The sequence below is a fragment of the Hydrogenophaga sp. genome (genome assembly GCF_035481345.1).
Taxonomy (GTDB): Bacteria; Pseudomonadota; Gammaproteobacteria; order Burkholderiales; family Burkholderiaceae_C; genus Hydrogenophaga.
In genome coordinates this window covers 1-25,142 of sequence record NZ_DATIGV010000185.1, presented here as the reverse complement: position 1 = coordinate 25,142, position 25,142 = coordinate 1, and the positions used below count along the sequence as shown (strand labels likewise).

General features: G+C 70.2%; 26 protein-coding genes and 1 pseudogene. 17 read left to right on the top strand and 10 right to left on the bottom strand.

The features are described 5' to 3' along the window. Positions 1-55 precede the first annotated feature (55 nt). The 6 genes from VLG41_RS19790 to VLG41_RS19765 are packed head-to-tail and all read left to right on the top strand — an operon-like array spanning position 56 to position 6,005. Positions 56-790 carry an SDR family oxidoreductase gene (locus tag VLG41_RS19790; protein ID WP_325351123.1) on the top strand — a complete coding sequence of 245 codons (735 nt, stop codon included), beginning with the start codon at positions 56-58 and terminating at the stop codon, positions 788-790. Next, entirely contained in the window at positions 781-1,953 is a 1,173-nt protein-coding gene (locus tag VLG41_RS19785; RefSeq protein ID WP_325351101.1) for a glycosyltransferase family 9 protein, read from the top strand. Before VLG41_RS19790 ends, VLG41_RS19785 begins: the two co-directional genes overlap by 10 nt. Continuing rightward, positions 1,950-3,824 (top strand): carbamoyltransferase family protein, encoded by a 1,875-nt coding sequence (locus VLG41_RS19780; RefSeq protein WP_325351100.1) that lies wholly within the window; start codon positions 1,950-1,952, stop codon positions 3,822-3,824. The genes VLG41_RS19785 and VLG41_RS19780 overlap by 4 nt, the downstream gene beginning before the upstream one ends. Continuing rightward, positions 3,821-4,849: a UDP-glucuronic acid decarboxylase family protein gene (locus VLG41_RS19775; RefSeq protein WP_325351099.1), complete on the top strand. Its 1,029-nt coding sequence runs from the start codon at positions 3,821-3,823 to the stop codon at positions 4,847-4,849. Before VLG41_RS19780 ends, VLG41_RS19775 begins: the two co-directional genes overlap by 4 nt. Continuing rightward, complete coding sequence (locus VLG41_RS19770) at positions 4,846-5,346, top strand: adenylyltransferase/cytidyltransferase family protein (RefSeq protein ID WP_414652520.1); 501 nt, start codon at positions 4,846-4,848, stop codon at positions 5,344-5,346. The genes VLG41_RS19775 and VLG41_RS19770 overlap by 4 nt, the downstream gene beginning before the upstream one ends. Then, entirely contained in the window at positions 5,346-6,005 is a 660-nt protein-coding gene (locus tag VLG41_RS19765; protein ID WP_325351098.1) for a D-sedoheptulose 7-phosphate isomerase, read from the top strand. The genes VLG41_RS19770 and VLG41_RS19765 overlap by 1 nt, the downstream gene beginning before the upstream one ends. Here the strand turns inward: VLG41_RS19765 and VLG41_RS19760 are convergent. Continuing rightward, a complete protein-coding gene (locus VLG41_RS19760) occupies positions 6,002-7,018 on the bottom strand; it encodes an SDR family oxidoreductase (protein WP_325351097.1) in 1,017 nt (338 codons plus the stop codon). The genes VLG41_RS19765 and VLG41_RS19760 overlap by 4 nt on opposite strands. A 137-nt stretch (positions 7,019-7,155) precedes the next feature. Here VLG41_RS19760 and VLG41_RS19755 point away from each other — a divergent pair, with 137 nt between their 5' ends. After that, a complete protein-coding gene (locus tag VLG41_RS19755; RefSeq protein WP_325351096.1) occupies positions 7,156-7,419 on the top strand; it encodes a hypothetical protein in 264 nt (87 codons plus the stop codon). A gap of 103 nt (positions 7,420-7,522) precedes the next feature. Here the strand turns inward: VLG41_RS19755 and icd are convergent, their stop codons facing one another. Then, the gene (gene icd, locus VLG41_RS19750) at positions 7,523-8,776 is read right to left on the bottom strand and encodes an NADP-dependent isocitrate dehydrogenase (protein WP_325351095.1); all 1,254 of its coding nucleotides are present in this window, start codon (positions 8,774-8,776) and stop codon (positions 7,523-7,525) included. A 133-nt stretch (positions 8,777-8,909) separates the two neighbouring features. Between icd and VLG41_RS19745 the strand changes: the two genes are divergently transcribed. Continuing rightward, on the top strand, positions 8,910-9,359 hold the full coding sequence (locus tag VLG41_RS19745; protein ID WP_325351094.1) for a DUF192 domain-containing protein: 450 nt from the start codon (positions 8,910-8,912) through the stop codon (positions 9,357-9,359). A gap of 43 nt (positions 9,360-9,402) precedes the next feature. Here the strand turns inward: VLG41_RS19745 and VLG41_RS19740 are convergent, their stop codons facing one another. The 3 genes from VLG41_RS19740 to xseA all read right to left on the bottom strand — a co-directional run bounded on the left by VLG41_RS19740 (position 9,403) and on the right by xseA (position 13,769). Further along, positions 9,403-11,643, bottom strand: a complete 2,241-nt coding sequence (locus VLG41_RS19740) for an NADP-dependent isocitrate dehydrogenase (protein ID WP_325351093.1) — start codon at positions 11,641-11,643, stop codon at positions 9,403-9,405. Positions 11,644-11,854: 211 nt separating this feature from the next. Further along, positions 11,855-12,436 (bottom strand): superoxide dismutase, encoded by a 582-nt coding sequence (locus VLG41_RS19735; RefSeq protein WP_325351092.1) that lies wholly within the window; start codon positions 12,434-12,436, stop codon positions 11,855-11,857. A 106-nt stretch (positions 12,437-12,542) separates the two neighbouring features. Continuing rightward, positions 12,543-13,769 (bottom strand): exodeoxyribonuclease VII large subunit, encoded by a 1,227-nt coding sequence (gene xseA / locus VLG41_RS19730; protein ID WP_325351091.1) that lies wholly within the window; start codon positions 13,767-13,769, stop codon positions 12,543-12,545. Positions 13,770-14,174: 405 nt separating this feature from the next. Between xseA and VLG41_RS19725 the strand changes: the two genes are divergently transcribed. From VLG41_RS19725 to adk, 6 genes are all read left to right on the top strand, one after another. Further along, positions 14,175-14,816: a MotA/TolQ/ExbB proton channel family protein gene (locus VLG41_RS19725; RefSeq protein ID WP_325351090.1), complete on the top strand. Its 642-nt coding sequence runs from the start codon at positions 14,175-14,177 to the stop codon at positions 14,814-14,816. Next, the gene (locus VLG41_RS19720) at positions 14,813-15,253 is read left to right on the top strand and encodes a biopolymer transporter ExbD (protein ID WP_325351089.1); all 441 of its coding nucleotides are present in this window, start codon (positions 14,813-14,815) and stop codon (positions 15,251-15,253) included. The genes VLG41_RS19725 and VLG41_RS19720 overlap by 4 nt, the downstream gene beginning before the upstream one ends. Before the next feature lie 7 nt (positions 15,254-15,260). Then, on the top strand, positions 15,261-16,298 hold the full coding sequence (gene lpxK / locus VLG41_RS19715; RefSeq protein ID WP_325351088.1) for a tetraacyldisaccharide 4'-kinase: 1,038 nt from the start codon (positions 15,261-15,263) through the stop codon (positions 16,296-16,298). Between the two features lie 29 nt (positions 16,299-16,327). After that, complete coding sequence (locus VLG41_RS19710; protein WP_325351087.1) at positions 16,328-16,537, top strand: Trm112 family protein; 210 nt, start codon at positions 16,328-16,330, stop codon at positions 16,535-16,537. Continuing rightward, on the top strand, positions 16,534-17,295 hold the full coding sequence (gene kdsB / locus VLG41_RS19705) for a 3-deoxy-manno-octulosonate cytidylyltransferase (RefSeq protein WP_325351121.1): 762 nt from the start codon (positions 16,534-16,536) through the stop codon (positions 17,293-17,295). Before VLG41_RS19710 ends, kdsB begins: the two co-directional genes overlap by 4 nt. A 194-nt stretch (positions 17,296-17,489) precedes the next feature. After that, positions 17,490-18,146, top strand: a complete 657-nt coding sequence (gene adk / locus VLG41_RS19700) for an adenylate kinase (protein ID WP_325351086.1) — start codon at positions 17,490-17,492, stop codon at positions 18,144-18,146. Between the two features lie 110 nt (positions 18,147-18,256). Here the strand turns inward: adk and VLG41_RS19695 are convergent, their stop codons facing one another. The 4 genes from VLG41_RS19695 to VLG41_RS19680 all read right to left on the bottom strand — a co-directional run bounded on the left by VLG41_RS19695 (position 18,257) and on the right by VLG41_RS19680 (position 21,344). Then, positions 18,257-19,180, bottom strand: coding sequence for a hypothetical protein (locus VLG41_RS19695; RefSeq protein WP_325351085.1), 924 nt, complete (start codon positions 19,178-19,180; stop codon positions 18,257-18,259). A gap of 295 nt (positions 19,181-19,475) precedes the next feature. Next, complete coding sequence (locus VLG41_RS19690; RefSeq protein WP_325351084.1) at positions 19,476-19,952, bottom strand: DUF6152 family protein; 477 nt, start codon at positions 19,950-19,952, stop codon at positions 19,476-19,478. Positions 19,953-19,965: 13 nt separating this feature from the next. Then, positions 19,966-20,385: a hypothetical protein gene (locus VLG41_RS19685; protein WP_325351083.1), complete on the bottom strand. Its 420-nt coding sequence runs from the start codon at positions 20,383-20,385 to the stop codon at positions 19,966-19,968. A 2-nt stretch (positions 20,386-20,387) separates the two neighbouring features. After that, entirely contained in the window at positions 20,388-21,344 is a 957-nt protein-coding gene (locus VLG41_RS19680; RefSeq protein ID WP_325351082.1) for an asparaginase, read from the bottom strand. 92 nt (positions 21,345-21,436) lie between these two features. On the opposite strand from VLG41_RS19680, the gene lexA reads away from it, so the two are divergent. The 3 genes from lexA (at position 21,437) to VLG41_RS19665 (ending at position 23,642) form a co-directional block, all read left to right on the top strand. Then, the gene (lexA, locus tag VLG41_RS19675) at positions 21,437-22,111 is read left to right on the top strand and encodes a transcriptional repressor LexA (RefSeq protein WP_291020591.1); all 675 of its coding nucleotides are present in this window, start codon (positions 21,437-21,439) and stop codon (positions 22,109-22,111) included. A gap of 133 nt (positions 22,112-22,244) precedes the next feature. Then, a complete protein-coding gene (locus VLG41_RS19670) occupies positions 22,245-22,553 on the top strand; it encodes a hypothetical protein (protein WP_325351081.1) in 309 nt (102 codons plus the stop codon). An 81-nt stretch (positions 22,554-22,634) separates the two neighbouring features. After that, positions 22,635-23,642: a D-2-hydroxyacid dehydrogenase family protein gene (locus VLG41_RS19665; protein ID WP_325351080.1), complete on the top strand. Its 1,008-nt coding sequence runs from the start codon at positions 22,635-22,637 to the stop codon at positions 23,640-23,642. Positions 23,643-23,663: 21 nt separating this feature from the next. Here the strand turns inward: VLG41_RS19665 and VLG41_RS19660 are convergent. Continuing rightward, positions 23,664-25,142 (bottom strand): annotated as a pseudogene (locus tag VLG41_RS19660) (hypothetical protein); the annotation flags it as partial.

The window sequence follows — 25,142 nt, the reverse complement described above, 5'->3', positions numbered from 1 at the left end:
CGGCACACGCCTTGCCGTGCCGCAGTCCGACCACGAACCCCTGGAGCGCGAGCCCATGTCCAGCCTCTCGGAACGCAAGATCCTCATCACCGGTGCCGGCAGCGGCCTGGGCGCGGCCATGGCGCGGCGCTTCGTCGCCGCCGGCGCCAAGGTGGCCCTGGCCGACCTCCACCACGCCAAGGCCTCGCAGGTGGCGGGCGAGATCGACCCGCAGGGCCAGTCGACCCTGGCCATCGGCGTCGACGTGGGCCAGCAGGCCGCCGTGTTCGACGCGCTCACCGCCATGCTCGAACGCTGGGGCGGCCTGGACGTGCTGGTGAACAACGCCGGCACCGACGTCACCGCACCGATCGAGGAGGTCAGCTACTCGGGCTGGACGCGCGTGCTGGAGACCAACCTCATCGGCCCCTTCCTGCTCACCAAGGCCGCGCTGCCCGCGCTCAAGGCCTCGGACGGGGGGCGCGGCGGGCACATCGTCAACGTGGCCTCCACCGCCTCGTTGCGCGCCTGGCCCAACGCCAGCGCCTACCACGCGAGCAAGTGGGGCCTGCTGGGCCTGAGCAAAGCCCTGCACGCCGAGTTGCGCGCCAGCGGCGTGCGCGTGAGTTCGCTGATCGCGGGCGGCATGCGCACGCCTTTTCTGCTGGAGCGCTTCCCCGACCTGAACCCCGAGACCCTGCAGGACCCCGCCAACGTGGCGGAGGCCGTGCACGCGGTGTTGAGCCTGCCGCGCGGCTCGGTGATCGCCGAACTCATGGTGCTGCCCGACCAGGAGACCTCATGGCCCTGAACCCGACCCTGGTTGGCCCGGTGGCCGCGCCGCGCTGGGCCGAGGCCCGCCGCCTCCTCGCCGTGCGGCTGGACAACATGGGCGACGTGCTCATGACCGCGCCGGCCCTGGCCGCCCTCAAGCGGCGCGCCAACGGCACGCGGCTCACCCTGCTCACCTCGCCCCAGGGAGCGGAAGTGGCGCGCCACATTCAGGCGGTGGACGAATGCCTCGTCTACCGATCGCCGTGGACGCGGCAGCCCGAGGACGAGCCGGGGTCCCCCACGCGGGACCTGGAACTCATCGAGCGCTTGCGCGCGCACCGCTTCGATGCCGCGATCGTCTTCACCGTCTGCACGCAAAGCGCCCTGCCCGCCGCGCTGCTGTGCCGCCTGGCCGGCATACCGCTGCGGCTGGCGCATTCGCGCGAGAACCCCTATGAACTGCTCACCGACTGGGTGCTCGAGACGGACGTCTGCGCCGACGGCATGCGCCACGAGGTGCAGCGCCAGCTCGACCTCGTGCGTTCGGTGGGCTACGCCAGCGAGAACGACCGCCTGCGCTTCGAGCTGAAACCGGCCGACCGGCTGGCCATGCACGCGGCCCTGAGCGCCGCTGGCGGCCACCCCGAGCGGCCCTGGATCGTGGTGCACCCGGGCGCGAGCGCGCCCTCGCGCCGCTACCCGGCGCAGCGCTTCGGCCAGGCCGCCGACGCGCTGGCGCGAAGCACGGGCTGCCAGATCGTCTTCACCGGCACGGCCGATGAACAGCCGCTGGTGAACGACGCGACCTCGGCGATGCGCTCGCCCTTCGTCAACCTGACCGGGCGGCTGGGCCTGGGCCCCTTGGCCTCGCTCATCGGTGGCGCGCGCGCCCTGCTGTGCAACAACAGCGGGCCCGCGCACCTGGCGGCGGCGCTGGGCACGCCGGTGGTGGTGCTGTACGCGCTCACCAATCCGCAGCACACCCCCTGGCGCGCGAACGCGCGCGTGCTCAGCCACGACGTGCCCTGCCGCCACTGCCTCAAGAGCGTCTGCCCTGAAGGGCACCACCACTGCCTGCGACGCATCGAGGTGCAGCAGGTGGTGGACGCGGTGGGCGAGCTGCTCGACCACCCGGACGGCGGCCCCTTCGCGGCGCGCCCGCCCTTTTCCATCCAACCCCTGCAGGAGGCCCGCGCATGATCACCCTAGGCATCAACGCCGCGTTCCACGACAGCGCGGCCGCGCTGGTGGTCGACGGCGAAACCGTCGCCGCGAGCGAGGAAGAGCGCTTCACGCGCATCAAGCACGGCAAGCGTCCCCTGCCCTTCACGGCCTGGGAACTGCCCTTTCACGCCATCGACGACTGCCTGCGCCAGGCCGGCGTCACGCTGGCCGACGTGAACCACGTGGCCTACAGCTACGACCCCGCGCGCTTCCTCGGCGCGCGCGCCGGCGAGGCCACGCTCAGCCTGCCGCTGCGGCCCTCGGCGCAGGCGAGCACCGAGTGGGAGAACGTGTGGGACCCGCTGTTCGCGGCCTACGTGGTCAACGCGCCGCGCCAACTGGCCAGCGGCGCGCCGCACCACCTGCGCGCGCGCCTGCAAGGCGTGCGGCACGACGGGCCGCACCGCTTCCACTTCGTCGGCCACCACCTCGCGCACCAGGCCAGCGCCTTCCTCGCCAGCCCCTTCCAGCAGTGCGCGGTGATGACGATCGACGGGCGCGGCGAACGGGCCTCCACCAGCTACGGCGTGTACCGCGACGGGCACTACGAGTCGCTGGGCGAGGTGCTGGTGCCGCATTCCCTGGGGCTGCTGTACGAGCGCATCACCACCCACCTGGGCTTCCTGCACTCGTCCGACGAGTACAAGGTGATGGCCATGGCGGCCATGGGCGACCGTCACCGCTACCGCGACGCCCTGTGGCGCCACGTGCGCTTGCAGGCGTCGGGCGGCTACGAGCTGGCGCCCATGGACCTGAGCGCCTTGTTCGGTGCGCCGCGCGAGCGCGGAGCGCCCATGGAGCAGCGCCACTACGACGCCGCCGCGGCCCTGCAGGCCGTGCTCGAGGACGCGGTGCTCGAACTCGCGGGCTGGCTGCGCTCGGTGTCGGGCCTGCCGGATCTGGCGATGGCCGGCGGCGTGGCGCTCAACTGCGTGATGAACGCGCGCCTGCGCGACAGCGGGCTGTTCGAGCGCGTGTGGGTGCAGCCCGCGGCCGGCGACGCCGGCACCGCGCTGGGCGCCGCGCTGTGGGTGGACGCGCGGGCCCGCCTGCCCGGCACCGCCGACCCGGCGCGCTTCGACGGCGGCCCGCTCGCGCTGGCGCCGCGCCGCTGGCGCATGGACCACGCCTACCTCGGCCCCGGCTTCGCGGACGAGGACATCGAGGCCCTGCTGCAGTGGGCGAACCTGCCCTACACGCGGCTGGGCGACGTGGCCTCGGCCACCGCGCGGCGCCTGGCCGAGGGCCAGGTCATCGGCTGGTTCCAGGGCCGCATGGAGTTCGGACCGCGCGCGCTGGGCGCGCGCTCCATCCTCGCCTCGCCGCTGCGGCCGGAGATGCAGGCCCGCCTGAACGAGCTCAAGGACCGCGAGGACTTCCGGCCCGTGGCCCCGGCGGTGCCGCGCGAGCGGCTGGGTGAGTGGTTCTCGCCCGCCGAGGCCAACGGCGGCGAGGCGCCGTTCATGCTCTTCGTGTACGACGTGCTGCCGCACCAGGCCGCGCGCATCCCCTCGGCCTGCCACCAGGACGGCACGGCGCGCGTGCAGACGGTGGACGCCGCCACCCACCCGGCCTTTCACGCCCTGCTGGAACGCTTCGGCGAACTCACCGGCGTGCCGGTGCTCATCAACACCTCGTTCAACGTGCGCGGCGAGCCCATCGTCTGCACGCCGCAGGACGCGCTGCACGCCTTCCACAGCACGCCGCTGGACGCGCTGGTCATCGGCAACTTCCTCCTGGAAAAACCGCGGCGCGCGGCCAGCTCGGTCATGCGCGAGAGCGCCAGCGACCCGGCGCGATCGGCGCGGGTCACGGAAGTCGACGCGGCGGCGGAGGTGACGCCATGACGCCGAACGGCCACGACCCCCGACCCGTGCTGGTGACCGGTGGCGCCGGCTTCCTGGGCAGCCACCTTTGCGAACGGCTGCTGCGCGAGGGCCACCGCGTGCTGGCCGTGGACAACCTGTCCTCGGGACGGGTGGACAACGTGCGCCACCTGCTCGCGCACTCGGGCTTCGAGCTGCGCCAGCAGGACGCCACGGCGCTGCAGGGCGTGCGCGCCTCGGCGGTGTTCAACCTTGCCTGCCCGGCCAGCCCGCCCTTCTACCAGCGCGACCCGATCGGCACCACGCTCACCTGCGTGCTGGGCACGCTGCGCGCGCTGGACATCGGGCACGACCAGGGCGTGCCCGTGCTGCAGGCGTCCACCAGCGAGATCTACGGCGACCCGGACGTGCACCCCCAGACCGAGGACTACCGCGGCAACGTGAGCACGCTGGGACCGCGCGCCTGCTACGACGAAGGCAAGCGCTGCGCCGAGACGCTGTGCTGCGACTACCAGCGCCAGCACGGCGTGGCCATCCGCCTGGCGCGCATCTTCAACACCTACGGCCCGCGCATGCTGCCCGGCGACGGCCGCGTGGTGAGCAACTTCATCGTGCAGGCCCTGCGCGGCGAGGACATCACGCTGTACGGCGACGGCCAGCAAAGCCGCTCGTTCTGCTTCGTCGACGACACCATCGACGGCCTGCTGCGCCTCATGGCCAGCGGCATCGACGAGCCCGTGAACCTGGGCAACCCGCACGAGGTGACGATGCGCGAGCTGGCCGAGCGCATCCTGCGCCTCACCGACAGCCGCTCGCGCCTGGTGCACCGCCCGCTGCCGGCCGACGACCCGCGCCGGCGCTGCCCCGACATCCAGCGGGCGCGCACGCGCCTGGGCTGGGCGCCGCGCGTGCCGCTGGACGAAGGCCTGGCGCGCACGGCCGCGCATTTGCGCGCGGTGCTGGGCCTGCGCGCGCCCGCGCGCCGCACGGGCATGGCGCTTGCCCGGACGAGCCGTCCCCCCACCCTGCGCGAGCCCACCCCATGATGCTGTCGACCCCGTCACCGAGCCTTCACCTGCGCCACGAGACGCGCGCGCGCCGCGTGGCGCTGCCGCGTCCCATGGTCTTCACCAATGGCGTCTTCGACCTGCTGCACCGCGGCCACATCGAGTGCCTGATGGCGGCGCGCCGCCTGGGCTGTTCGCTGGTGGTGGGGGTGAACGGCGACGCCTCGGCGCGCGCCCTCGGCAAAGGGCCGGGCCGCCCGCTCAACCCGGCCGAGGACCGCGCCGCCGTGATCGCCTCGCTGGCCTGCGTGTCCCTGGTGGTGGTGTTCGACGAAGCCACGCCCGGCGCGCTGATCGAGGAGCTGCGGCCCGACATCTACGTCAAGGGCGGCGACTACCGCCTGGAGGACCTCGCCGAGGCGCGGCTGATGCGCCACTGGGGCGGGCGCACGGTGGTGCTGCCCTACCGCGCGGGTTGTTCGACCACCGGGCTGCTGCGGCGCGCGCAGCACCTGGGCGAAGCGGAGGTGGCGTGATGAGCGTGGTGCAGCCCCTGCGCCGCCGGCGCCTGGCCTTGCCCGAGCGTCCCGTCCTCGCGCCCACCCTGCTGCCCGTCGACGACCTGTTCCAGCGCGGGCTGCAGGAGCACCTGGCCCTCTTCGACACGCTCGATGGCCTGCGCGAGGACGTCGAGCACGCCGCGCGCGCGCTCACCGACTGCCTGCGCCGCGGCGGCAAGCTGCTGTTCTGCGGCAACGGCGGCTCGGCCGCCGACAGCCAGCACCTGGCGGCCGAATTCACCGGCCGCTTCCAGGCCGATCGGCGGCCCCTGGCCGCGATGGCCCTCACCACCGACAGCTCGGTGCTCACCTGCATCGGCAACGACTACGACTTCACCGAGGTCTTCGCGCGCCAGGTCGCGGGCCTGGGCCGCGCGCGCGACGGCCTGATCGGCATCTCCACCTCGGGCATGTCGGCCAACGTGGTGCGCGCCATGGAGACCGCGCGTGGCCTGGGCCTCACCACCGTGGGCCTGCTCGGGCGCGACGGCGGGCGGCTGGCGCCGCTGTGCGACGTGCCCATCGTGGTGCCCTCGCAGGCCACCGCGCGCATCCAGGAGGCGCACATCTTCATCGGCCACGCGCTGTGCGCGCTCATCGAGCAACGCCTGCGCGCGGCCGGGGCACTGGGCTAGATCGCGCCCACGCTGCCCGTCACGGGCAACACGATGCCCGTGATGTAGCCCGACATCACCGGCGAGGCCAGGAACACGTAGGCCGGCGACAACTCCTCGGGCTGCGCGGCGCGCTTCATGTCGGTGCTCTTGCCGAATTCGGCCACCTTCTCGGCCGGCGAATCCGCTGGGTTGAGCGGCGTCCACACGGGGCCCGGCGCCACCGCGTTCACGCGGATGCCCTTGTCGATGAGGTTCTGCGCCAGCGACTTGGTGAAAGCGTGGATCGCGCCCTTGCTCGCCGCGTAGTCCAGCAGGTGCGCGCTGCCGCGCAGCCCCACCACCGAGCCGGTGTTGATGATGGCCGAGCCCTGCTTCAGGTGCGGCAGGGCCGCGCGCGTCATGAGGAAGTAGCCGTTGATGTTCGTGTCCAGGGTCTCGTGCAGGCGCTCGTCGGTGATCTCCTCGATCGACGCCGCGTGCTCCTGGAAGGCCGCGTTGTTCACCAGCACGTCGAGCCGGCCCAGTTCATCGACCGTGCGCTGCGCCGCCTGACGGCAGAACTTGCCGTCCTTCACGTCGCCCGGGATGAGCAGGCAGCGCCGGCCCTCGGCCTGCACGCGGCGTTGCGTTTCCTCGGCGTCCTCGTGCGCGGCGAGGTAGACGATGGCGACGTCGGCGCCCTCGCGCGCGAACAGCACGGCCACGGCGCGGCCGATGCCGGAGTCGCCGCCGGTGATGAGCGCGACGCGGTCGCGCAGCTTGTGGCTGCCTTCGTACTGTGGCGCCATGAAGCGCGGCGCGAGTTCGAGTTCGGCCTCCAGGCCGGGCTTCTCGATGTGTTGGGCGGGCATGTCGGCGGGCTGCGCGCGCGCGCCGGCCTGCACGGCGGGTTTTTCCTTCGACGGCGACTTGGACATGGCGCTCTTCTTCTGTTGGTCGGCCTCGTCCTGCTGCTGCTGGATGTCGCGCTGGCGTTCAAGCGTGGCCTGTTCGGCACCGCCGCGCGAGGGGGAAGACTTGGTTGCGGTCATGGGGGCTCCTGTGAAGCGGGGATGGAGCTGCATCCCGGGCAAACCCGGCGCCCAGGTCATTGGGCCCCCGCCGGGCACGGCGTTTGCCATCCCAGGCTGTCGGCAATGTTGCCGGCTCAGTCCATCAGGAGTTCACGATGCCGAACCAGCAAAACCAGCAGAACCCGCAACAAAACCAACAAAACCAGCAGAACCAGAACCGCCAGCAGCAGCAGGAGAACAACCAGCGCAGCGGCCAGCAGCAGAACAACCCGAGCCAGGGGAATCAGCAGCAGGCCCAGGACAACCAGCGCAGCCAGCAAGGCGGTACCTCGCAGGACAAGCAGCGCAGCAGCCAGCCCGGGGCCCAGCGCGACGACAGCGGCTCGTCGCGCCAGGATCCGAGCCGTCAGCAGCGTTGAGGCTCCCGCCAGGAGCCAGGCCTGATTGAAAAACCCCTGGGGCCGCAAGGCCCCAGGGGCTGTTCTCGTGTTCGGGCCGCGGGCCGCATGGGGCCCTCGCCGTTCACATGTGCTCGATCATCACCTCGCCGAAGCCCGAGCAGCTCACCTGCATGGCGCCATCCATCAGCCGCGCGAAATCGTAGGTGACCTTCTTGGACTGGATGGCCTGCTCCATCGACGAGATGATCAGGTCGGCGGCCTCCTTCCAGCCCATGTGGCGCAGCATCATCTCGGCCGAGAGGATGCTGGAGCCCGGGTTCACGTAATCCTTGCCGGCGTATTTGGGCGCCGTGCCATGCGTGGCCTCGAAGCAGGCCACCGAATCGCTCATGTTCGCCCCGGGCGCGATGCCGATGCCACCCACCTGCGCGGCCACGGCGTCGGAGATGTAGTCGCCATTGAGGTTGAGCGTGGCGACCACCGCGTACTCGGCCGGGCGCAGCAGGATTTGCTGCAGGAAGGCGTCGGCGATGACGTCCTTGATGACGATGTCCCGGCCGGTCTTCGGGTTCGGCAGCCGGCACCACGGCCCACCATCGATCGGCTGCGCGCCGAATTCGCGCTGGGCCAGCGCGTAGCCCCACTCGCGAAAGCCCCCTTCGGTGAATTTCATGATGTTGCCCTTGTGCACGAGCGTCACGCTGGGCTTGTCGTGGTCGATGGCGTACTGGATCGCCTGGCGCACCAGGCGCTCGGTGCCTTCGATGGACACCGGCTTGACGCCGATGGCCGAGGTCTCGGGGAAGCGGATGGTGGTCTCGCCCATCTCTTCCTGCAGGAAGCGGATGAGCTTGCGCGCCTTGTCCGAGCGGGCCTCGTATTCGATGCCGGCGTAGATGTCCTCGGAGTTCTCGCGGAAGATCGCCATGTTCGTCTTGTGCGGCTCTTTCAGCGGCGAGGGCACGCCCTTGAAGTAGCGCACCGGCCGCAGGCACACGTACAGGTCCAGCACCTGGCGCAGGGTCACGTTGAGGGAGCGGAAGCCGCCCCCCACCGGCGTGGTCAGCGGGCCCTTGATGGACACCGCGTAATCCCGCAGGGCGGCCACGGTCTCGTCGGGCAGCCAGACGCCGGGACCGTAGAGCTTGACCGCCTTCTCGCCCGCGTACACCTCCATCCAGTGGATCTTGCGGCGCCCGCCGTAGGCCTTGGCCACCGCGGCGTCCACCACCTTGAGCATCACCGGCGTCACGTCCACGCCCACGCCGTCGCCCTCGATGTACGGCACGATCGGCTCATCGGGCACCTGCAGGGACAAGTCGTCGCGGACGGTGATCTTCTGGCCTTGCGGGGGCACCTGGATGTGCTGTGGCATGTCGGGGATGTGACGGAGGGCTGATGAAAAACGGGAACGGAAATTCTAGACGGTGGTCTCTGGCGAAGCGCCTCGACCCGCTTCGCCCCGTTGGCAGACAATGCCCCCCACCCCCATCGACTCCACACACCGAATGAACGCCCTCTTCACCCGATTGCTGTGCCTGGGCCTGCTGGCCTGGGGCCCGGCCTGGTCCCAGGACGGCCCGCAACTGAACCTGCCGCGCACCACGCTGTCGGCCGGCATGCGCCTCATCCACGCGCAGGTGGCCGACACGCCGCAGTCGCGCACCGTGGGCCTGATGTTTCGCCGGGAGATGCCGGAGAACGAGGGCATGCTCTTCGTGTTCGAGCAGCCCGCCACGCAGTGCTTCTGGATGAAGAACACGGTGCTGCCGCTGACCGCCGCCTTCGTGGCCGACGACGGCACCATCGTGAACCTGGCGGACATGCAGCCGCAGAGCCTGGACTCGCACTGCTCGGCCAAGCCGGTGCGCTACGTGCTGGAGATGCACCAGGGCTGGTTCGGCAAGCGCGGCATCAAGCCCGGCGCACGACTGAGCGGGCCGCCCTTCGGCAAATGAAAAAAGCCACCGTCACCGGTGGCTTTTCTCTTGAAGGGCCCGATCAGGCCTTCAGCGAGGCCAGCACCTTGTTGAAGGTGGCGCTGGGGCGCATCACGGTCTCGAGCTTCTGGAAGTCGGGCTTGTAGTAGCCGCCGATGTCCACCGCCTTGCCCTGGATGTCGGTGAGTTCCTTGACGATGGCCTGCTCGTTCTCGGCCAGCGCCTTGGCCAGCGGAGCGAACTTGTCGGCCAGCTCCTTGTCTTCGGTCTGCGCGGCCAGCTCCTTGGCCCAGTACATCGCCAGGTAGAACTGGCTGCCGCGGTTGTCGAGCTGGCCGGTCTTGGGGTTGGGGTTCTTGTTGTTGTCCAGCAGTTGGCCGGTGGCCGCGTCCAGCGTCTTGGCCAGCAGCTTGGCGCGCGGATTGTTGTTCTTGAGGCCGAGGTCCTCGAAGCTCACGGCCAGGGCCAGGAACTCACCCAGCGAATCCCAGCGCAGGTGGTTCTCTTCCACCAGTTGCTGCACGTGCTTGGGCGCCGAGCCGCCGGCACCGGTTTCGTACATGCCGCCGCCGGCCATCAGGGGCACGATGGACAGCATCTTGGCGCTGGTGCCCAGCTCCATGATGGGGAACAGGTCGGTGAGGTAGTCGCGCAGGATGTTGCCGGTGGCGCTGATGGTGTCCAGACCGCGGATCACGCGCTCCAGCGTGTAACGCATGGCGCGCACCTGGCTCATGATCTGGATGTCCAGGCCGGCGGTGTTGTGCTCGTGCAGGTACATCTTCACCTTGGTGATGAGCTGCGCCTCGTGCGGGCGGTACTGGTCGAGCCAGAACACCACCGGCATGCCGGAGTTGCGGGCGCGGTTCACGGCCAGCTTCACCCAGTCGCGGATGGCGGCGTCCTTGACCTGGCACATGCGCCAGATGTCGCCCTGCTCCACGTTCTGGCTCATCAGCACCTCGCCCGTGTCCAGGTCGGTGATGTTGGCCACGCCGTCCTCGGGGATCTCGAAGGTCTTGTCGTGCGAGCCGTATTCCTCGGCCTGCTGCGCCATCAGGCCCACGTTGGGCACGGTGCCCATGGTCGTGGGGTCGAAGGCGCCATGCCACTTGCAGAAGTTGATGATCTCCTGGTAGATGCGGGCGAAGGTGCTCTCCGGCATCACGGCCTTGACTTCCTTCAGGCGGCCATCGGCCCCGTACATCTTGCCGCCAGCGCGGATCATCGCGGGCATGGAGGCGTCCACGATCACGTCGTTGGGCGAGTGGAAGTTGGTGATGCCCTTGGCCGAATCGACCATGGCGAGCTCGGGGCGGTGCTCCTGGCAGGCGTGCAGGTCGCGCTTGATCTCTTCCTGCTTGCTCTGCGGCAGCGAGGCGATCTTGGTGTAGAGATCGACCATGCCGTTGTTGACGTTCACGCCCAGTTCGTCGAACAGCTTGCCGTGCTTCTCGAAGGCTTCCTTGTAGAAGATCTTCACGCAGTGGCCGAACACGATGGGGTGCGAGACCTTCATCATGGTGGCCTTCACGTGCAGCGAGAACATCACGCCGGTCTTGTGCGCGTCCTCGATCTGCTGTTCGTAGAAGGCCAGCAGGGCCTTCTTGCTCATGTACATCGAGTCGATGACCTCGCGGTCGAGCAGCGCGACCTTGGGCTTGAGCACGATGGTCTTGCCGCTCTTGGTGATGAGCTCCATCTTCACGGTGCGCGGGCGGTCCAGCGTCATGGACTTCTCACCGTGGTAGAAGTCGCCGTGGTGCATGTGGGATACGTGCGAGCGCGAGGCTTGGCTCCACTCGGCCATGCTGTGCGGGTTCTTGCGGGCGTATTCCTTCACCGCCTTGGGCGCGCGGCGGTCGGAGTTGCCTTCGCGCAGCACGGGGTTCACCGCGCTGCCGGTGCACTTGTTGTAGCGCGCGCGGATGTCCTTCTCTTCGTCCGTCTTGGGGTTCTCGGGGAAGTCGGGGATCTTGTAGCCCTTGTCCTGCAGTTCCTTGATGGCCGCCTTGAGCTGGGCCACCGAGGCGCTGATGTTGGGCAGCTTGATGATGTTGGCCTCGGGCTTGAGCGTGAGCTTGCCCAGCGCGCTCAGGGTGTCGGGCACGCGCTGCTCTTCGGTGAGGAACTCGGGGAACTGGCCCAGGATGCGCCCGGCCACCGAGATGTCGGCGGTCTCGACGTTGATGCCCGCCGGCGCGGCGAAGCTGCGGATGATCGGCAGGAACGAAGCGGTGGCCAGCAGGGGCGCCTCGTCCGTCAGGGTGTAGATGATGGTGGGTTGCTGGCTGCTGCTCATGGCTTATCTCCAGGGTTGTTGGCTTCCGCGCGGATACGGATCATCGGTATCCCCGCGATTGTGCTGTCCCCGCGGTGCCCGATCCGCCGATTCTGGGACCGTACTCCCACGATACAAAAACCGCGAGAAGAAATTTGCGGCGAATCGGGGAGGCGGAAAGCAAAAAGGGCCCGAAGGTTGCCCTTCGAGCCCTTGTCGATCCGCACGGGAATCAGGCGAAGTTCTTCTCGGCGAAGGACCAGTTCACCAGCTTGTCGAGGAAGGTCTCGACGAACTTGGGGCGGGCGTTGCGGTAGTCGATGTAGTAGGCGTGCTCCCACACGTCCACGGTCAGCAGGGCCTTGTCGGCGGTGGTCAGCGGCGTGCCGGCGGCACCGGTGTTGACGATGTCCACCGAACCGTCGGGCTTCTTCACCAGCCAGGTCCAGCCCGAGCCGAAGTTGCCCACGGCGCTCTTGGTGAAGGCTTCCTTGAACGCGGCGTAGCTGCCCCACTTGGCCTTGATGGCCTCGGCCAGCGCGCCCGAGGGCTCGCCGCCGCCAGCGGGCTTCATGCAGCTCCAGAAGAAGGTGTGGTTCCAGATCTGCGCGGCGTTGTTGTAGATGCCACCGCTGGACTTCTTGACGATGGACTCGAGGTCCATGCTTTCGAACTCGGTGCCCTTTTGCAGGTTGTTGAGGTTCACCACATAGGCGTTGTGGTGCTTGCCGTGGTGGTACTCCAGCGTCTCGCGGCTGTAGTGCGGGGCCAGGTCGTCCAGGCCGTAGGGCAGCGGGGGCAGGGTGTGTTCCATGTGCGTTTCCTCTTGTTGGTGGGTTGTGGGTGGGGTCGGGGCCGGATTGTAGGCAGCGACGGTGACGGCACCACGCGCGGGGTTATGCGCAGGCCCGATGCGCGCCTCATGCGCCGGGTTCGCGCACGCGCAGGGGCAGCACGCCGTCGGCGAGCGTGGCCTGCACCTCGGCCCCCGGCAAAGCCTGTGCCACGCGGGTCACGGCCTGGCCCGTCGAATCGGTGAGGTAGGCGTAGCCGCGCTGCAGCACGAGGCGCGGGTCGAGCAGGGCCAACGAGTCCTGGGCGCGCTGCAGGCGCTGCGCACTGGTGAGCAGGCCACGGTGCACGGCCGGCGGCAGGCGCGATTGCAGTTCGTCGAGCCGCCAGGCCTGGCGTTGCAGCGCGAGTTCCAGCGCCTTGTGCATGCGGCCTTGCGCGCGCGTGAGCTGCTCGGCCGCGCGCGCCAGGCGCCCCGAGGGCCGGCCCAGGTGGGCCGAGAGCCGGTCCAGCCGCTGCGCGCGCTGGTCGAGGGCGCTTTCGACGCCGCGCCGCATGAGGCCTTGAAGGCGCTCGAGCTCGAGTTCGCGCTGGCGTCGCTCGGGCGCGCAGAGCTCGGCCGCCGCCGTGGGCGTGGGCGCGCGCAGGTCGGCGGCGAAGTCGGCCAGGCTGAAGTCGGTCTCGTGGCCCACGCCCACCACCACCGGCAGGGGCGAGGCCGCGACCGCGCGCACGACGGCGGCGTCGTTGAACGCCCAGAGGTCTTCGAGCGAGCCACCGCCGCGCACCAGCAGCAGCACGTCGCAGGCGCCGCGTGGCCCCCGGTGCGCCGCCGCCGCGGCCAGCGCGGCCACCAGCTCGGCCGGCGCCTGCGCGCCCTGCACGGAGGCGGGAAACACCGTCACCGGGATGTGCGGCGCGCGCCGGCGCAAGGCCGTGGCCACGTCGCGCAGCGCGGCGGCGCCCAGCGAGGTGACCACGCCGATGTGCCGGGGCTGCGCCGGCAGCGGCCGCTTGCGCTCGGTATCGAACAGGCCCTCGGCCTGCAGCGCGGCCTTCAGGCGCAGGAACTGCTCGTACAGGCTGCCCTGCCCCGCCAGGCGCAGGTTCTCCACAATGAGCTGCAGGTCGCCGCGCGGGCCGTAGACGTCCAGCCGGCCCTGCACCTGCACGCGCTGGCCGTCGCGCACCGGGAAGCCCACCTGCTCGGCCGCGCGGCGGAACATGGCGCAGCGCAACTGGCCGGCGTCGTCCTTGAGCGAGAAGTAGCAATGCCCGCTGGCCGCGCGCGAGAAGCCGGAAATCTCGCCCTGGACCGCCACGGGATTGAAGCGCGAGGCCAGGGCGTCCGCCACGGCTCGCACCAGCGCGCCAACCGCCCAGAAACGCGCGCCGGACGGGCCATCGCCCGCGCCGGATGGCTTCGTTGCTGGTTCGAAGGGGTCAAATGTGTCCACAAACCGCACCGATACTGGGGTTGTTGTCGCCAATGCCCGACACCACAAGGCCTGCGGCGCAGTGCCTTGATTCCAAAGCACTTTGTGCTGCCCAATTTTTCATCAATCCGTCGAAAAGCGCGAAAACGCTGGGCCTGCGGGGCTTGTTCGCCGGGTTCTTCACAAAGATGTCCACAGGAGATGTGGATGTCGCGGGCCGGCTCCGGTCGTCCCGGAGGAAGCGCGCGCATCGCCTGAAACGAGGGGGTGGCACAGAGGGCTGGGACATAATCCGGCGCTGTTGTCCTAGCCCGGAGCCCTGAGTTGTTGTCCATCATACAAGCGGCCGGTTGGCCGATCTGGCCCCTGATCGTGTGTTCCGTGCTCGGTCTGGCCCTCGTCATCGAACGCTTCGTCAGCCTCAAGGCGAACAAGATCGTGCCGGCCAAGCTGCTCGACGAGGCCATCATGGTCTCGCGCAACGGCATCCCCGGCCCCGACGTGGTGACCCAGCTCGAGCAGAACTCGCTGCTCGGCGCGGTGCTGGCCACCGGCTTTCGCACCTTCAACGCCAACCCCAAGGCCACGCCCGAGGACCTGCGCGCCAACCTGGAAGGCGCGGGCCGCCAGGCCGCGGCCAAGTTGCAGCGCTACCTGGGCGCGCTGGCCACCATCGCCTCCGCCGCGCCTTTGCTGGGCCTGCTGGGCACGGTCATCGGCATGATCGAGATCTTCGGCTCGCAGGCGGGTGACGGCATGGGCATCGTGCCCGGCGGCGGCAACCCCGCGCAGCTCGCGCACGGCATCTCCATCGCGCTCTACAACACTGCCTTCGGCCTGATCATCGCCATCCCGGCGCTCATCTTCTGGCGCTACTTCCGCGCGCGCGTGGACGAGTACCTCCTGGCCATGGAGGTGTCCACCGAGCGCTTCGCCCGCCATCTTCTGAGCGTGCGCAAGCCATGAACTTCCGTTCAAGCGGTCACCGCGATGAACCCGAGATCAACCTGATCCCGTTCATCGACATCCTGCTGGTCGTGCTCATCTTCCTGGTGCTCACGACGACCTACAGCAAGTTCACCGAGCTCCAGGTGAACCTGCCCACGGCCGACGCCGAGGCACCGAAGCAGAACCCCAAGGAAATCGTGGTGGCCGTGGGCGCCGACGGCCGCTACGCCGTCAACCGCACCGTGCTCGAAGGCACCAGCGTCGAGCTCATCGCCAGCGCCCTGCAGGCCAGCGTGCAGGACGGGCAGGACACCGTGGTGGTGATCAGCGCAGACGCCGCCGCGGCCCACCAGGCGGTGATCAACGTGATGGACGCCGCGCGCCGCGCGGGCCTGGTGCAGATCACCTTCGCCACGCAGCAGAGCGGCAACGCCGCCCCGGCGCGCAAGCGCTGACCCCGCCATGGCCCGGGCCCGCGTCGAGGCCGGCTGGCGCGCGCTGAGCCTGCGCCGCGGACTGGCCGCGCACCTGCTGCTGCCGTTGGCCTGGCTCTACGGCGCGCTGCTGGCGGCGCGCCGCCGTGCGTACCAATCGGGCCGGCGCCAGACCACGCGTCTGCCGGTGCCCGTGGTCGTCGTGGGCAACGTGGTCGTGGGCGGCGCGGGCAAGACACCGACCACGATCGCGCTCGTCGAGCACCTGAAGGCGCGTGGCTGGCGGCCCGGCGTGGTCTCGCGCGGGCACGGGCGCGCCGATGCAGTGCCGCTCGCCGTGCAAGCCGACAGCGACCCCGCTCACAGCGGCGACGAACCCCTGCTGATCCGGCGCGCCACGGGCGTGCCGGTGTGGGTGGGCCGCGCGCGCGCCGACGCGGCGGCGGCCCTGCTGCGCGCCCACCCCGAGGTGGACCTCATCGTCTGCGACGACGGCCTGCAGCACTGGGCACTGGCCAGCGACCTGCGCGTGGCCGTGTTCGACGAGCGCGGCCTGGGCAACGGCTGGCTGCTGCCGGCCGGCCTGCTGCGCGAGCCCTGGCCCTGCACCGACGCCCCGCGCGCGCCGCAGCTCGTGCTGCAGCAGGCGCCCGATGGCGCGCCCGCGCCGGCCGCGCTGCCCGGTGGCCTGCCCTCGTTTCAGGCGAGGCGCGCGCTGGCCCGGCACGCCGTGAACGCCCGAGGCGAGCGTGTGGCGCTGGATGCCCTGGCGGACCAGCCCGTGACGGCGGTGGCCGGCATCGCGCGGCCCGAGGCCTTCTTCGACATGCTGCGCGGACGCGGCCTGCGGCTGGCGGCGACGCTCGCGCTGGGCGATCACGCCGACGCCGGCGCCCTCGCCCGGGCGGTGGACCGAGCGGCAGGCGCCGTGCTGTGCACCGAGAAGGACCTGGTGAAGCTCATCGGCACCGCGCGCGCAGACCTCTGGGCCGTGCCGCTGGTGCTCGACGTCGACCCGGCGTTCTTCGCCGCCGTCGATGAGCGGCTGGGCGCGCCGCGCGCCTGAGCCCGCCCGCTCGCGCCTATCATCGCCGCATGGATTCCAAACTCCTCGAACTGCTGGTGTGCCCCGTCACCAAGGGCCCGCTCCTGCTCGACCGCGAGCGCCAGGAACTGCTCTCGCGCAGCGCGCGCCTGGCCTACCCCATCCGCGACGGCATCCCCGTGCTGCTGGAGCACGAGGCGCGGCCCCTGAGCGAGGAAGAAGCCGCCCGCCCACCCAAGCCCGCCGCGCCCCAGGACTGACGGTGGCCGGCTTCACCGTGCTCATCCCGGCGCGCCTGGCCTCCAGCCGCCTGCCGGACAAGCCCCTGGCCGACATCGCCGGCCTTCCAATGGTGGTGCGAGTGGCGCAGCGCGCCGCGCTGAGCGGCGCCACGCGTTGCGTGGTCGCGGCCGATGACGAGCGCATCCTGCAAGCCTGCGCGCAGCACGGCGTGGCCGCTCTGGCCACGCGCGCCGATCACCCCAGCGGCAGCGACCGGCTGGCCGAGGCCTGCACCGCGCTGGGCCTCGCCGACGACGAGATCGTGGTCAACGTGCAGGGCGACGAGCCCCTGATCGAGCCCGCGCTGATCGACGCCGTGGCGGCCGAATTGCGGGCGCGCCCCGACTGCGCCATGAGCACCGCCGCGCACGCCATCCACCGCAGCGAGGACTGGCTCGACCCCAACGTGGTGAAGGTGGTGACCGATGCGCGCGGCACCGCCGCGTACTTCAGCCGCGCGCCCATTCCCTGGTGGCGCGACGGCATGTCGCGCGACGAACTGCCGTCGCCCGCGCCGCTGCGCCACGTCGGCATCTATGCCTACCGGGCGGCGTTCCTGCGGCGCTTTCCCACCCTGCCCCCCGCCCCCACCGAGCGGCTGGAATCGCTCGAGCAGCTTCGCGCGCTGTGGCACGGCGAGCGCATCGCGGTGCACCTCACCGCACTGGCGCCAGGCCCGGGCGTCGACACCCCGCAAGACCTGGAGCGCGTGCGCGCCTTGATCCGCGCAGCCTGAAACGACGCCCCCACGCAGCGCCGCTGCGCCGATGCGCGCCCCGGCGTCGGATGCTCCCGCACCGCCCTGGTGCGCCGTAAGGCTTTGTCAGGAGGGCACATGCTATCCTCCGACGGTTACCCCGGCGGGCACGCCCTGGGGCCGCCGCGCGAGGAGACAGCGGCGACGCCATTGAAACTCTGAAAAGGAAAGCGATGAGATTGATTCTGTTGGGTCCACCGGGGGCCGGCAAGGGAACGCAGGCCGCGTTCATCTGCCAGAAGTTCGGCATTCCCCAGATCTCCACCGGCGACATGCTGCGCGCCGCCGTCAAGGCCGGCACGCCGCTGGGCCTGCAAGCCAAGGCCGTCATGGAAGCCGGCGCCCTCGTGAGCGACGAGCTCATCATCAACCTCGTGAAAGAGCGCATCGCCCAGCCCGACTGCGCCAACGGCTTCCTCTTCGACGGCTTCCCGCGCACCATTCCGCAGGCCGACGCCATGAAGGCCGCCAACGTGAAGCTCGACTACGTGCTCGAGATCGACGTGCCCTTCGACGCCATCATCGAGCGCATGAGCGGCCGCCGCTCGCACCCCGCCTCGGGCCGCACCTACCACGTGAAGTTCAACCCGCCCAAGGTGGACGGCAAGGACGACGTGACCGGCGAGCCGCTGATCCAGCGCGACGACGACAAGGAAGACACGGTGAAAAAGCGCCTGGAGGTCTACAGCGCGCAGACCCGCCCGCTGGTGGACTACTACAGCCAGTGGGCCAAGGCCGAGCCGAACGCCGCGCCCAAGTACCGCGCCATCAGCGGGCTGGGCGGCGTGGAAGAGATCACCGCGCGCGCGCTGCAGGCGCTGGGGTCTTGAACGGGACCTGAGCTTCGCCTCGCACCGAGGCCCTCCCAAGAAAATGCCCCGCTCGACGGGGCATTTTTTTGCGCTGGCCCGTTGCGACCGCGACGGTGCCTGCGGCCTGATCAGGAGTTCTCGGACTTTTCCTGTGGCTGCTTGGCGGGGGTCTCCTCATAGGGGTACGTGGCGCGAAGATCGTCATACACGTGGTCCAGTTCCTCCAGGTCGGTCTGGAGCATTCTCAGATTGAGCTCGTTGGCGTGACGAGCGACCTCGCCCGCCTGCTTGCTGGCAGCGGGCCCGCGCTTCCTCCGGACGGAGACGAATGACGTAGGCTCCCGTTTGGTCAGGCCGCGCCGCGTCTGCTTCGACGGCCTCGGTGTGGGAAGCGGTTCTTTGTCCGCCACGGTTTCATGGCCCTTCGTTGCGCAGGTCTTCGATGGCGACACAGCCCATAGCTGGGTCGGCGACTGGTCAATGTAAGAACCGCCGCGGACATGCCCGGTGTGCACGACCGGGGACACTGGCCTCTTCCGTTCTTGATCAGACTCCCGCGCTGAACGCCTCGTCGATGGCACCGATCTTGGAGATCCCCGCATGAATGTTGGCGACAACGAGGTCGGCGTCGCCGGTGTCACCTCGGTCTGCGGCAGCAGCCTTTTTAGGTCCAGCCCCAGCTTGTGACTCGCTTGGGTTATTTTCGCGGCGAGTTCTTGGCGAACTTTGGAATGCCGCGTAGGGCGATGCTGTTTGTGGGGGTCATCAACAGCCGATCGCAGCGTGGCGTGTGCGGCGCTCCCACGCCCCAGTTCAGCCAGAAATTCCTCAACGCCGAGTTCCTCCTCGCCAGAATTCGCCCAACGTGCCAGCGAAGGAATCGGCTGGCCTTGTGACGAGGAATCCTCACCACTGAACGTGACGACCTCCAGCGATTCCATCGAACTCAGCTCCAGGTGCAATGGAGGCGTAAGCGAGCCGCTGTCCTGACCGCCTTCGTCCTCATCACGCTCATAGCGAAGATTGGACGAATCGGTCTGCAATTCAGGCATGCCCTGGCTCTCGTCCGTGCGGCCTTCGGGTGCATGCGTGACGCCGGTGTTGCTGCCGCGTGGTGGAAGGTCAGGAAGTTTCCTTCCTGTGTTGATGCCTCGTGGGCTACCGACTGGGGTAGGCCCTCCGGATTTGTTCATGGTGGGAAACGCGTTCGATGGTCCAAGGAGTCATGGGCCCCGTGCTCCGGGCGGGGTGGACCCAAGGATCCACCCCCGTCAGTGCCTGACCCCTACGCGCAGTCCCTCACCTTTCTCTCACGCCAAGAGCAAGCTCATCCCACCCCTCGCCCGCTCACGCCGGGCTCGACCGCAACCCGTAGGTCTTGTCCCCGACGAACAGGTACTCCACGCGCAGCACCGGCTCGCCGCGCTCGCCTTCGAAGGTGAAGCCCACCATGGCGATGCTGTCGCCCACCTTCACCTCGGGCACCTGCCACTGGTTCATGCGGAAGATGGGCGCGAGCTCGATCTCCCAGCGCCGGTCCTTGCGCGTGGGTACCGTGGCGCGCGCCAGCAAGGCCGCGCCGTCCACCGTGGCCGACTGCGCCGGCACCGGCCGCTGCGCCAGGCCTGCGGGCACGGCCAGGTTCGCCGGCACCTCCAGCACCAGCTCGGCGTGCGGGTTGCGCCAGGCCACCTGCACGGCCTTGCCCTCCAGGTAGATCGGGCGGTTCTGGTCGAAGCTGCTCCAGCCATGGTGCGCGCGCGCCGCGCCGGCCACGCCGCCCAGCGCCAGGGCGCCGGCCTGCAAGAGGGTTCGTCTGTCCATCGGGGTACCTCCTTCAGACGTAGCCGATCCAGCGGCCACAGGTGATCACCAACAACCACAGCAGCGTCGACAGCGCCATGAGCGCGCGCGCCGTGCCGTCCAGGCGCTGCAACGAATGCCGGCCGTGGAACCAGCCGGCGTTGCACGCCGCCAGCGCGATCAGCGCCATCTTGGCTGTGAACACCCGGTTGGCCAACAGTTCCTCGGGCATGGTGGCGAACATCGTCAGGCCGCTGGCCGCCGCCAGGCCGAAGCCCAGCACCGCCAGACCCAGGCTCAGCCGCGCCAGCGGCTGCACCGGCAAGGCCGCCCCCAGCCCGAACACACGCGCCTCCAGCAGCAGCAAATTGCCCATCAACAAGGCGATGCCCAGGATGTGCACCACCTCCAGCATGGGGTAGGCCCAGGGGTGCGAGCCGAGCGTGGCGAACATGTTCAGGCGTCCAGCAGATCCAGCGCCAGCGCCCAGCGGGCCTTGGGCGGCGACAGGCCGTCGATGTCGGCGAACGGCTGCTGCGGGTAGGGCACCGGTGGCGCGCCGTTTCGGTTGGCGATGGCCACGCGCACGCCCGCCACCACCGCCTCGCGCAGCGCGGCGTCCAGGTCGGCGTGCAACGACGCATTGCCCGTGCCCGAGACCACGATGCCCTGCACACGCTGCTCAGGCGGCGCGGCCAGCAGCGCACGCACCGGCCAGGCCTGCGCGTCGGCGTGGCTGCTGAGCCAGGCCACGCGCGGCATGGCGCTCGCGCGCAGAAAGGCCTCGACGCGATCGGCGTGGCGCGCGCTCACCGGCCAGTCGCGGAATCGCCGCACGCGGCCCTCTTCCACCAGTGCGATCACCCCCGCGTCGCCCGAATCGAAGGGGTCGGTGCGGTACGGGTGCTGCTTGGCCACCTCCAGGGGCCCGTGCACGCGCCCTGCGCACACCACCACCACACCACGCGCGCCGGGCTCAGTGGCCACCGCCACTGCGTCGCTCAGGTTCTGCGGCCCGTCGGGCGACACCGCCGTGGCCGGGCGCATGGCGCAGGTCAGCACCAGGGGCTTGGCGGGCGCCAGCACGGTCTGCAACAGGTAGGCGGTTTCCTCGATCGTGTCGGTGCCGTGCGTGACGACGATGCCCTGCACGGCGGCGTCGGCCAGATGGGCCCGCGCGCGGTCCACGAGGCGCTGCAGGTCGGCCAGGCGCATGTCCTTGCTGTTGATCTGCGCGACCTGCTCGAAGGCGATGTCCCGCCCGCGCAGCGCCGGCAGGCCGGCCGCCAGGTCCTGCACCGGCACCGCGCCGGCGTCGTACCCCACGTTGTCGCCCACGCGCTCGGCCCGGCCGGCAATCGTCCCTCCCATGCCCAGCACGACGATGCGCCCGGCCTGTGTCGCCTCACCCACTTGCGTTCTCCGATCAACTGGTTAAAAATACAGATACTGGATACCCAAACAGTACCCAGCGCCCGGCCCACCAGCCCTTGATGCGAGGTTCCATGCTCGACTCACCCGCTCCCAAGCTCACCGCCCGCCAGCAGCAGATCCTGGCGCTGATCCAGACCGCCATCGCGCGCACCGGGGCGCCGCCCACGCGCGCCGAAATCGCCGCGGAACTGGGCTTCAAGTCGGCCAATGCGGCCGAAGAACACCTGCAGGCGCTGGCACGCAAGGGCGTCATCGAACTGGTCAGCGGCACCTCGCGCGGCATCCGCCTGCGCCGGGCCGATCTGCAGAGTATCCACCGCGACAACCAGCTCACGCTGCCGCTGCCCGGGCTGGCGCAACTGGTGCTGCCTCTCATCGGCCGCGTCGCGGCGGGCTCGCCCATCCTCGCGCAGGAACACGTGGACCAGACCTACAGCGTCGAGCCCGGCCTGTTCCAGCGCACCCCCGACTACCTCCTGCGCGTGCGCGGCATGTCCATGCGCGACGCCGGCATCCTCGACGGCGACCTGCTGGCCGTGGCCTCCACCCGCGAGGCCCGCAACGGCCAGATCGTGGTGGCCCGCCTGGGCGACGACGTCACCGTCAAGCGCTACCAGCGCCAGCGCGACCACATCGAGCTGCACGCCGAAAACCCCGACTACCCCACCATCGTGGTCGAGCCCGGCGAGCCCTTCGAAATCGAGGGCCTGGCCGTGGGCCTGATCCGCAACAACTTCCAGAACTGACCCCCGGTCGGCGCCGCCACTGCGGGTGGCGGGCGTTGCGTGCCCCCGGCCCCCGGGCCGGGCACGAAACCCCGCAGCGACGGCATTCCAGATCAATCCTGCCTGTGTTCAACCCCTTCACGAGGTGTTTCGCATGGGACTGCTCTTTCACTCCTTCGCATCGAACAGCTGGCGCAAGCCCCTTCAATTGATCGACTGCTGGCTGCCCGAACCCCGCACGGGCAACGCCGCTCCCCGCGCAGCGTCCGCCACGCCCGCCAGCCCCACCGTGCGCCGCTTCGCCCGCGCGGGCTGGTTGGGGCGCTCGGCCGCCAACGGCCCGCGCGCGCACGACGGCCGAGTGGCCCTGGCCGGTCGCATCGACGAGGTCTGCCGCGAACTGGACCGCCTGGCCGCGCAGGACGAGGCGGCACCCGCCAGGCTGCAACGGCGCCTGGCCTGAGCCGTTCGCGGCGCCCGGCCGCCACCGGATCTCACCCGGCGCCGACAAGGCGTTACAGGGCCGCCGGGCACAATAGGCGGCATGAACATCGTGATCCTCGACGACTACCAGGACGCCGTGCGCAAGCTGCATTGCGCCGAGAAGCTCGAGCCCTACCCCGCCAAGGTCTTCACCAACACCGTCAAGGGTGTTGGTCAGCTCTCTGTCCGCCTGCGCGACGCCGATGTGCTCGTGCTGATCCGCGAGCGCACGCCCATCACCCGCCAGCTCATCGAGAAGCTGCCGCGCCTCAAGCTCATCGCTCAGACCGGGCGCATCGGCAGCCACGTGGACGTGACCGCCTGCACCGAACGCGGCATCGCCGTGGCCGAGGGCGTGGGCTCGCCGGTGTCCACGGCCGAGCTCACCTGGGCGCTGGTGCTCGCGGCCATGCGCCGCATCCCGCAGTACGTATCCAACCTCAAGCACGGCGCCTGGCAGCAGTCGGGGCTGAAATCCCTGGCCATGCCGCCCAACTTCGGCCTGGGCATGGTGCTGCGCGACAAGACCCTGGGCGTGTGGAGCTACGGCCGCATCGGCCAGCTCGTCGCCGGCTATGGCCGCGCCTTCGGCATGCGCGTGGTGGTGTGGGGCTCGGACGAGGCGCGCGCCCGCGCCGCCGATGACGGCTACGACGTCGCCACGTCCAAGGAGGGCTTCTTCGAGTGCTGCGACGTGCTGAGCCTGCACCTGCGGCTGGGCGAGCGCAGCATGGGCTGCGTCAAGCTCGACGACCTGCTGCGCATGAAGCCCACCTCGCTGCTGGTGAACACCTCCCGCGCCGAGCTCATCGAACCCGATGCCCTGATCACCGCGCTCAACCGGGGGCGTCCCGGCATGGCGGCGGTGGACGTGTTCGAGTCCGAGCCCATCTTGCAGGGCCATGCGCTGCTGCGCCTGGAGAACTGCATCTGCACGCCGCACATCGGCTACGTCGAGCAGGACAGCTACGAGATGTACTTCAGCTCGGCCTTCGACAACGTGGTGAATTTCATCAAGGGGACGCCGACGAACATCGTCAACCCCGGCGCACTGCAGGTGCGCCGCTGAGCGGCGGCGCACCCGGCGCCGTCAACGCGGTTCTTCGTCGTCCTCGCCGCGCGGCTTGCGCGGCTCCTCGGGGCGCGGGTCGTTGTCCACGATCTCGAAATCGATCAGGCTGCTCTCGCCGCTGCGCAAGATGCCGCTGCGCCCAGCCGTGGGCTCCACCGGCACGTCCACCTCGGGCAGCGAAGCCTCGAACTGCGACTCCGCCTCCATGTCCTCCAGGTTCACGTCGAGCGACTGGCGGGCCGACGCGGGCGGGATCACGTGCAGGTCCATGGGCACGGTGCGCCGCTGCGGGTCGTCGCCGGTGGCGGCGAGCGGCGCGTTGCGCGACACCGCCTTGAGCGGCTGCATGGAGGTGTTGCGGAACTCCTGCGGCGGCAGCGTGGCGGACTCGCGCTGAACGATGTCCTTGGCGATCGCGTGCAGCATCAGCAGCTCGCGATAGGCCTCCAGGTCGAACACCTCGGTATCGCCCTCCGCCGCGTCGCGGAACAGGCTGCGCTCGATGAGGTCGAGCACGCGCGGCTGCGGCCACAGCGCCTGGATGCGCCCGAAGGCCGACTCGTAGGCGTCCAGGCCGCGGCCGTTGTCGGCGTAGCGCTCGAACGGCGGCGCGCCGGCGTTGAACACGGTGTTGAACTCCTCGCGCAGGCCCTCGTACTCGGCGCGGCGGCCCAGGCGGTGGTAGAGGCGGAACAGGTCCAGGTAGGCCAGCGGACTGGGTTCGTGGCTCTCGGCCAGGTGGTTGCGCAGCACGTTGATGGCCTGGTCGTCCTCGCCGAGGGAGACGAAGAAGTCGGCCTGCTGCTGCACGTCGAAGAGCTCCTCGGCCGCCACGGAACGCGACACGCCCATCGCGCTGGGAGCGAAGTCGCGGCGATCCGTCGGCGGCAGGGTGGTGCCGAACGTGGGCGCGCGGCGGCTGGCCGGCGCCAGTGGCGCGGGCGTGGAATCCACGTCCAGGTCCACGTCGACCGAACCCAGCGGCACCGGCGCGCTGGGCGCCAGCGGCGCGCGGCGCGAGGCACGGGGGGCTTCGCCCTCCGCGTCCGGGCCGTTCCACCAGGCGCGCGAGGCGTCCGAGGCGATGGCCGCGTCGCGGCGCTGGCGGCGCAGCAGGGCGACCAGGGCCGCCAGGGACACCAGCAGCAGGCCACCGAGCAGGAAGACCAGCCAGTTCGAGTAGCGCTGCTCCTGCGCCAGGGCGAGTTGCGCGCTGAGCTCGGCCACGCGCGCCTGATCGCGCTGCTGCGCCTCGCGAAAGCGCGCCATTTCCGACTCCAGTGCGGCCAGGCGCTCAGCGTTGCGGCGCGACTCCTCATTGGCCAGCGACAGCGCGGCTTCCAGCGGGCTGGGCTCGGCGGGCGCTGCAGCGGGCGCGGCGGCGTCCGGCGCGGCGTTGGGAGAGGTGCCGGCGCTCAGGTCGGGCGGGTCGAGCCGCAGGCGCGGCGCACCGGCCGGGGCGGTGGGCGCTGCGCCGGTGGCGCCCGTGGCGGGCAC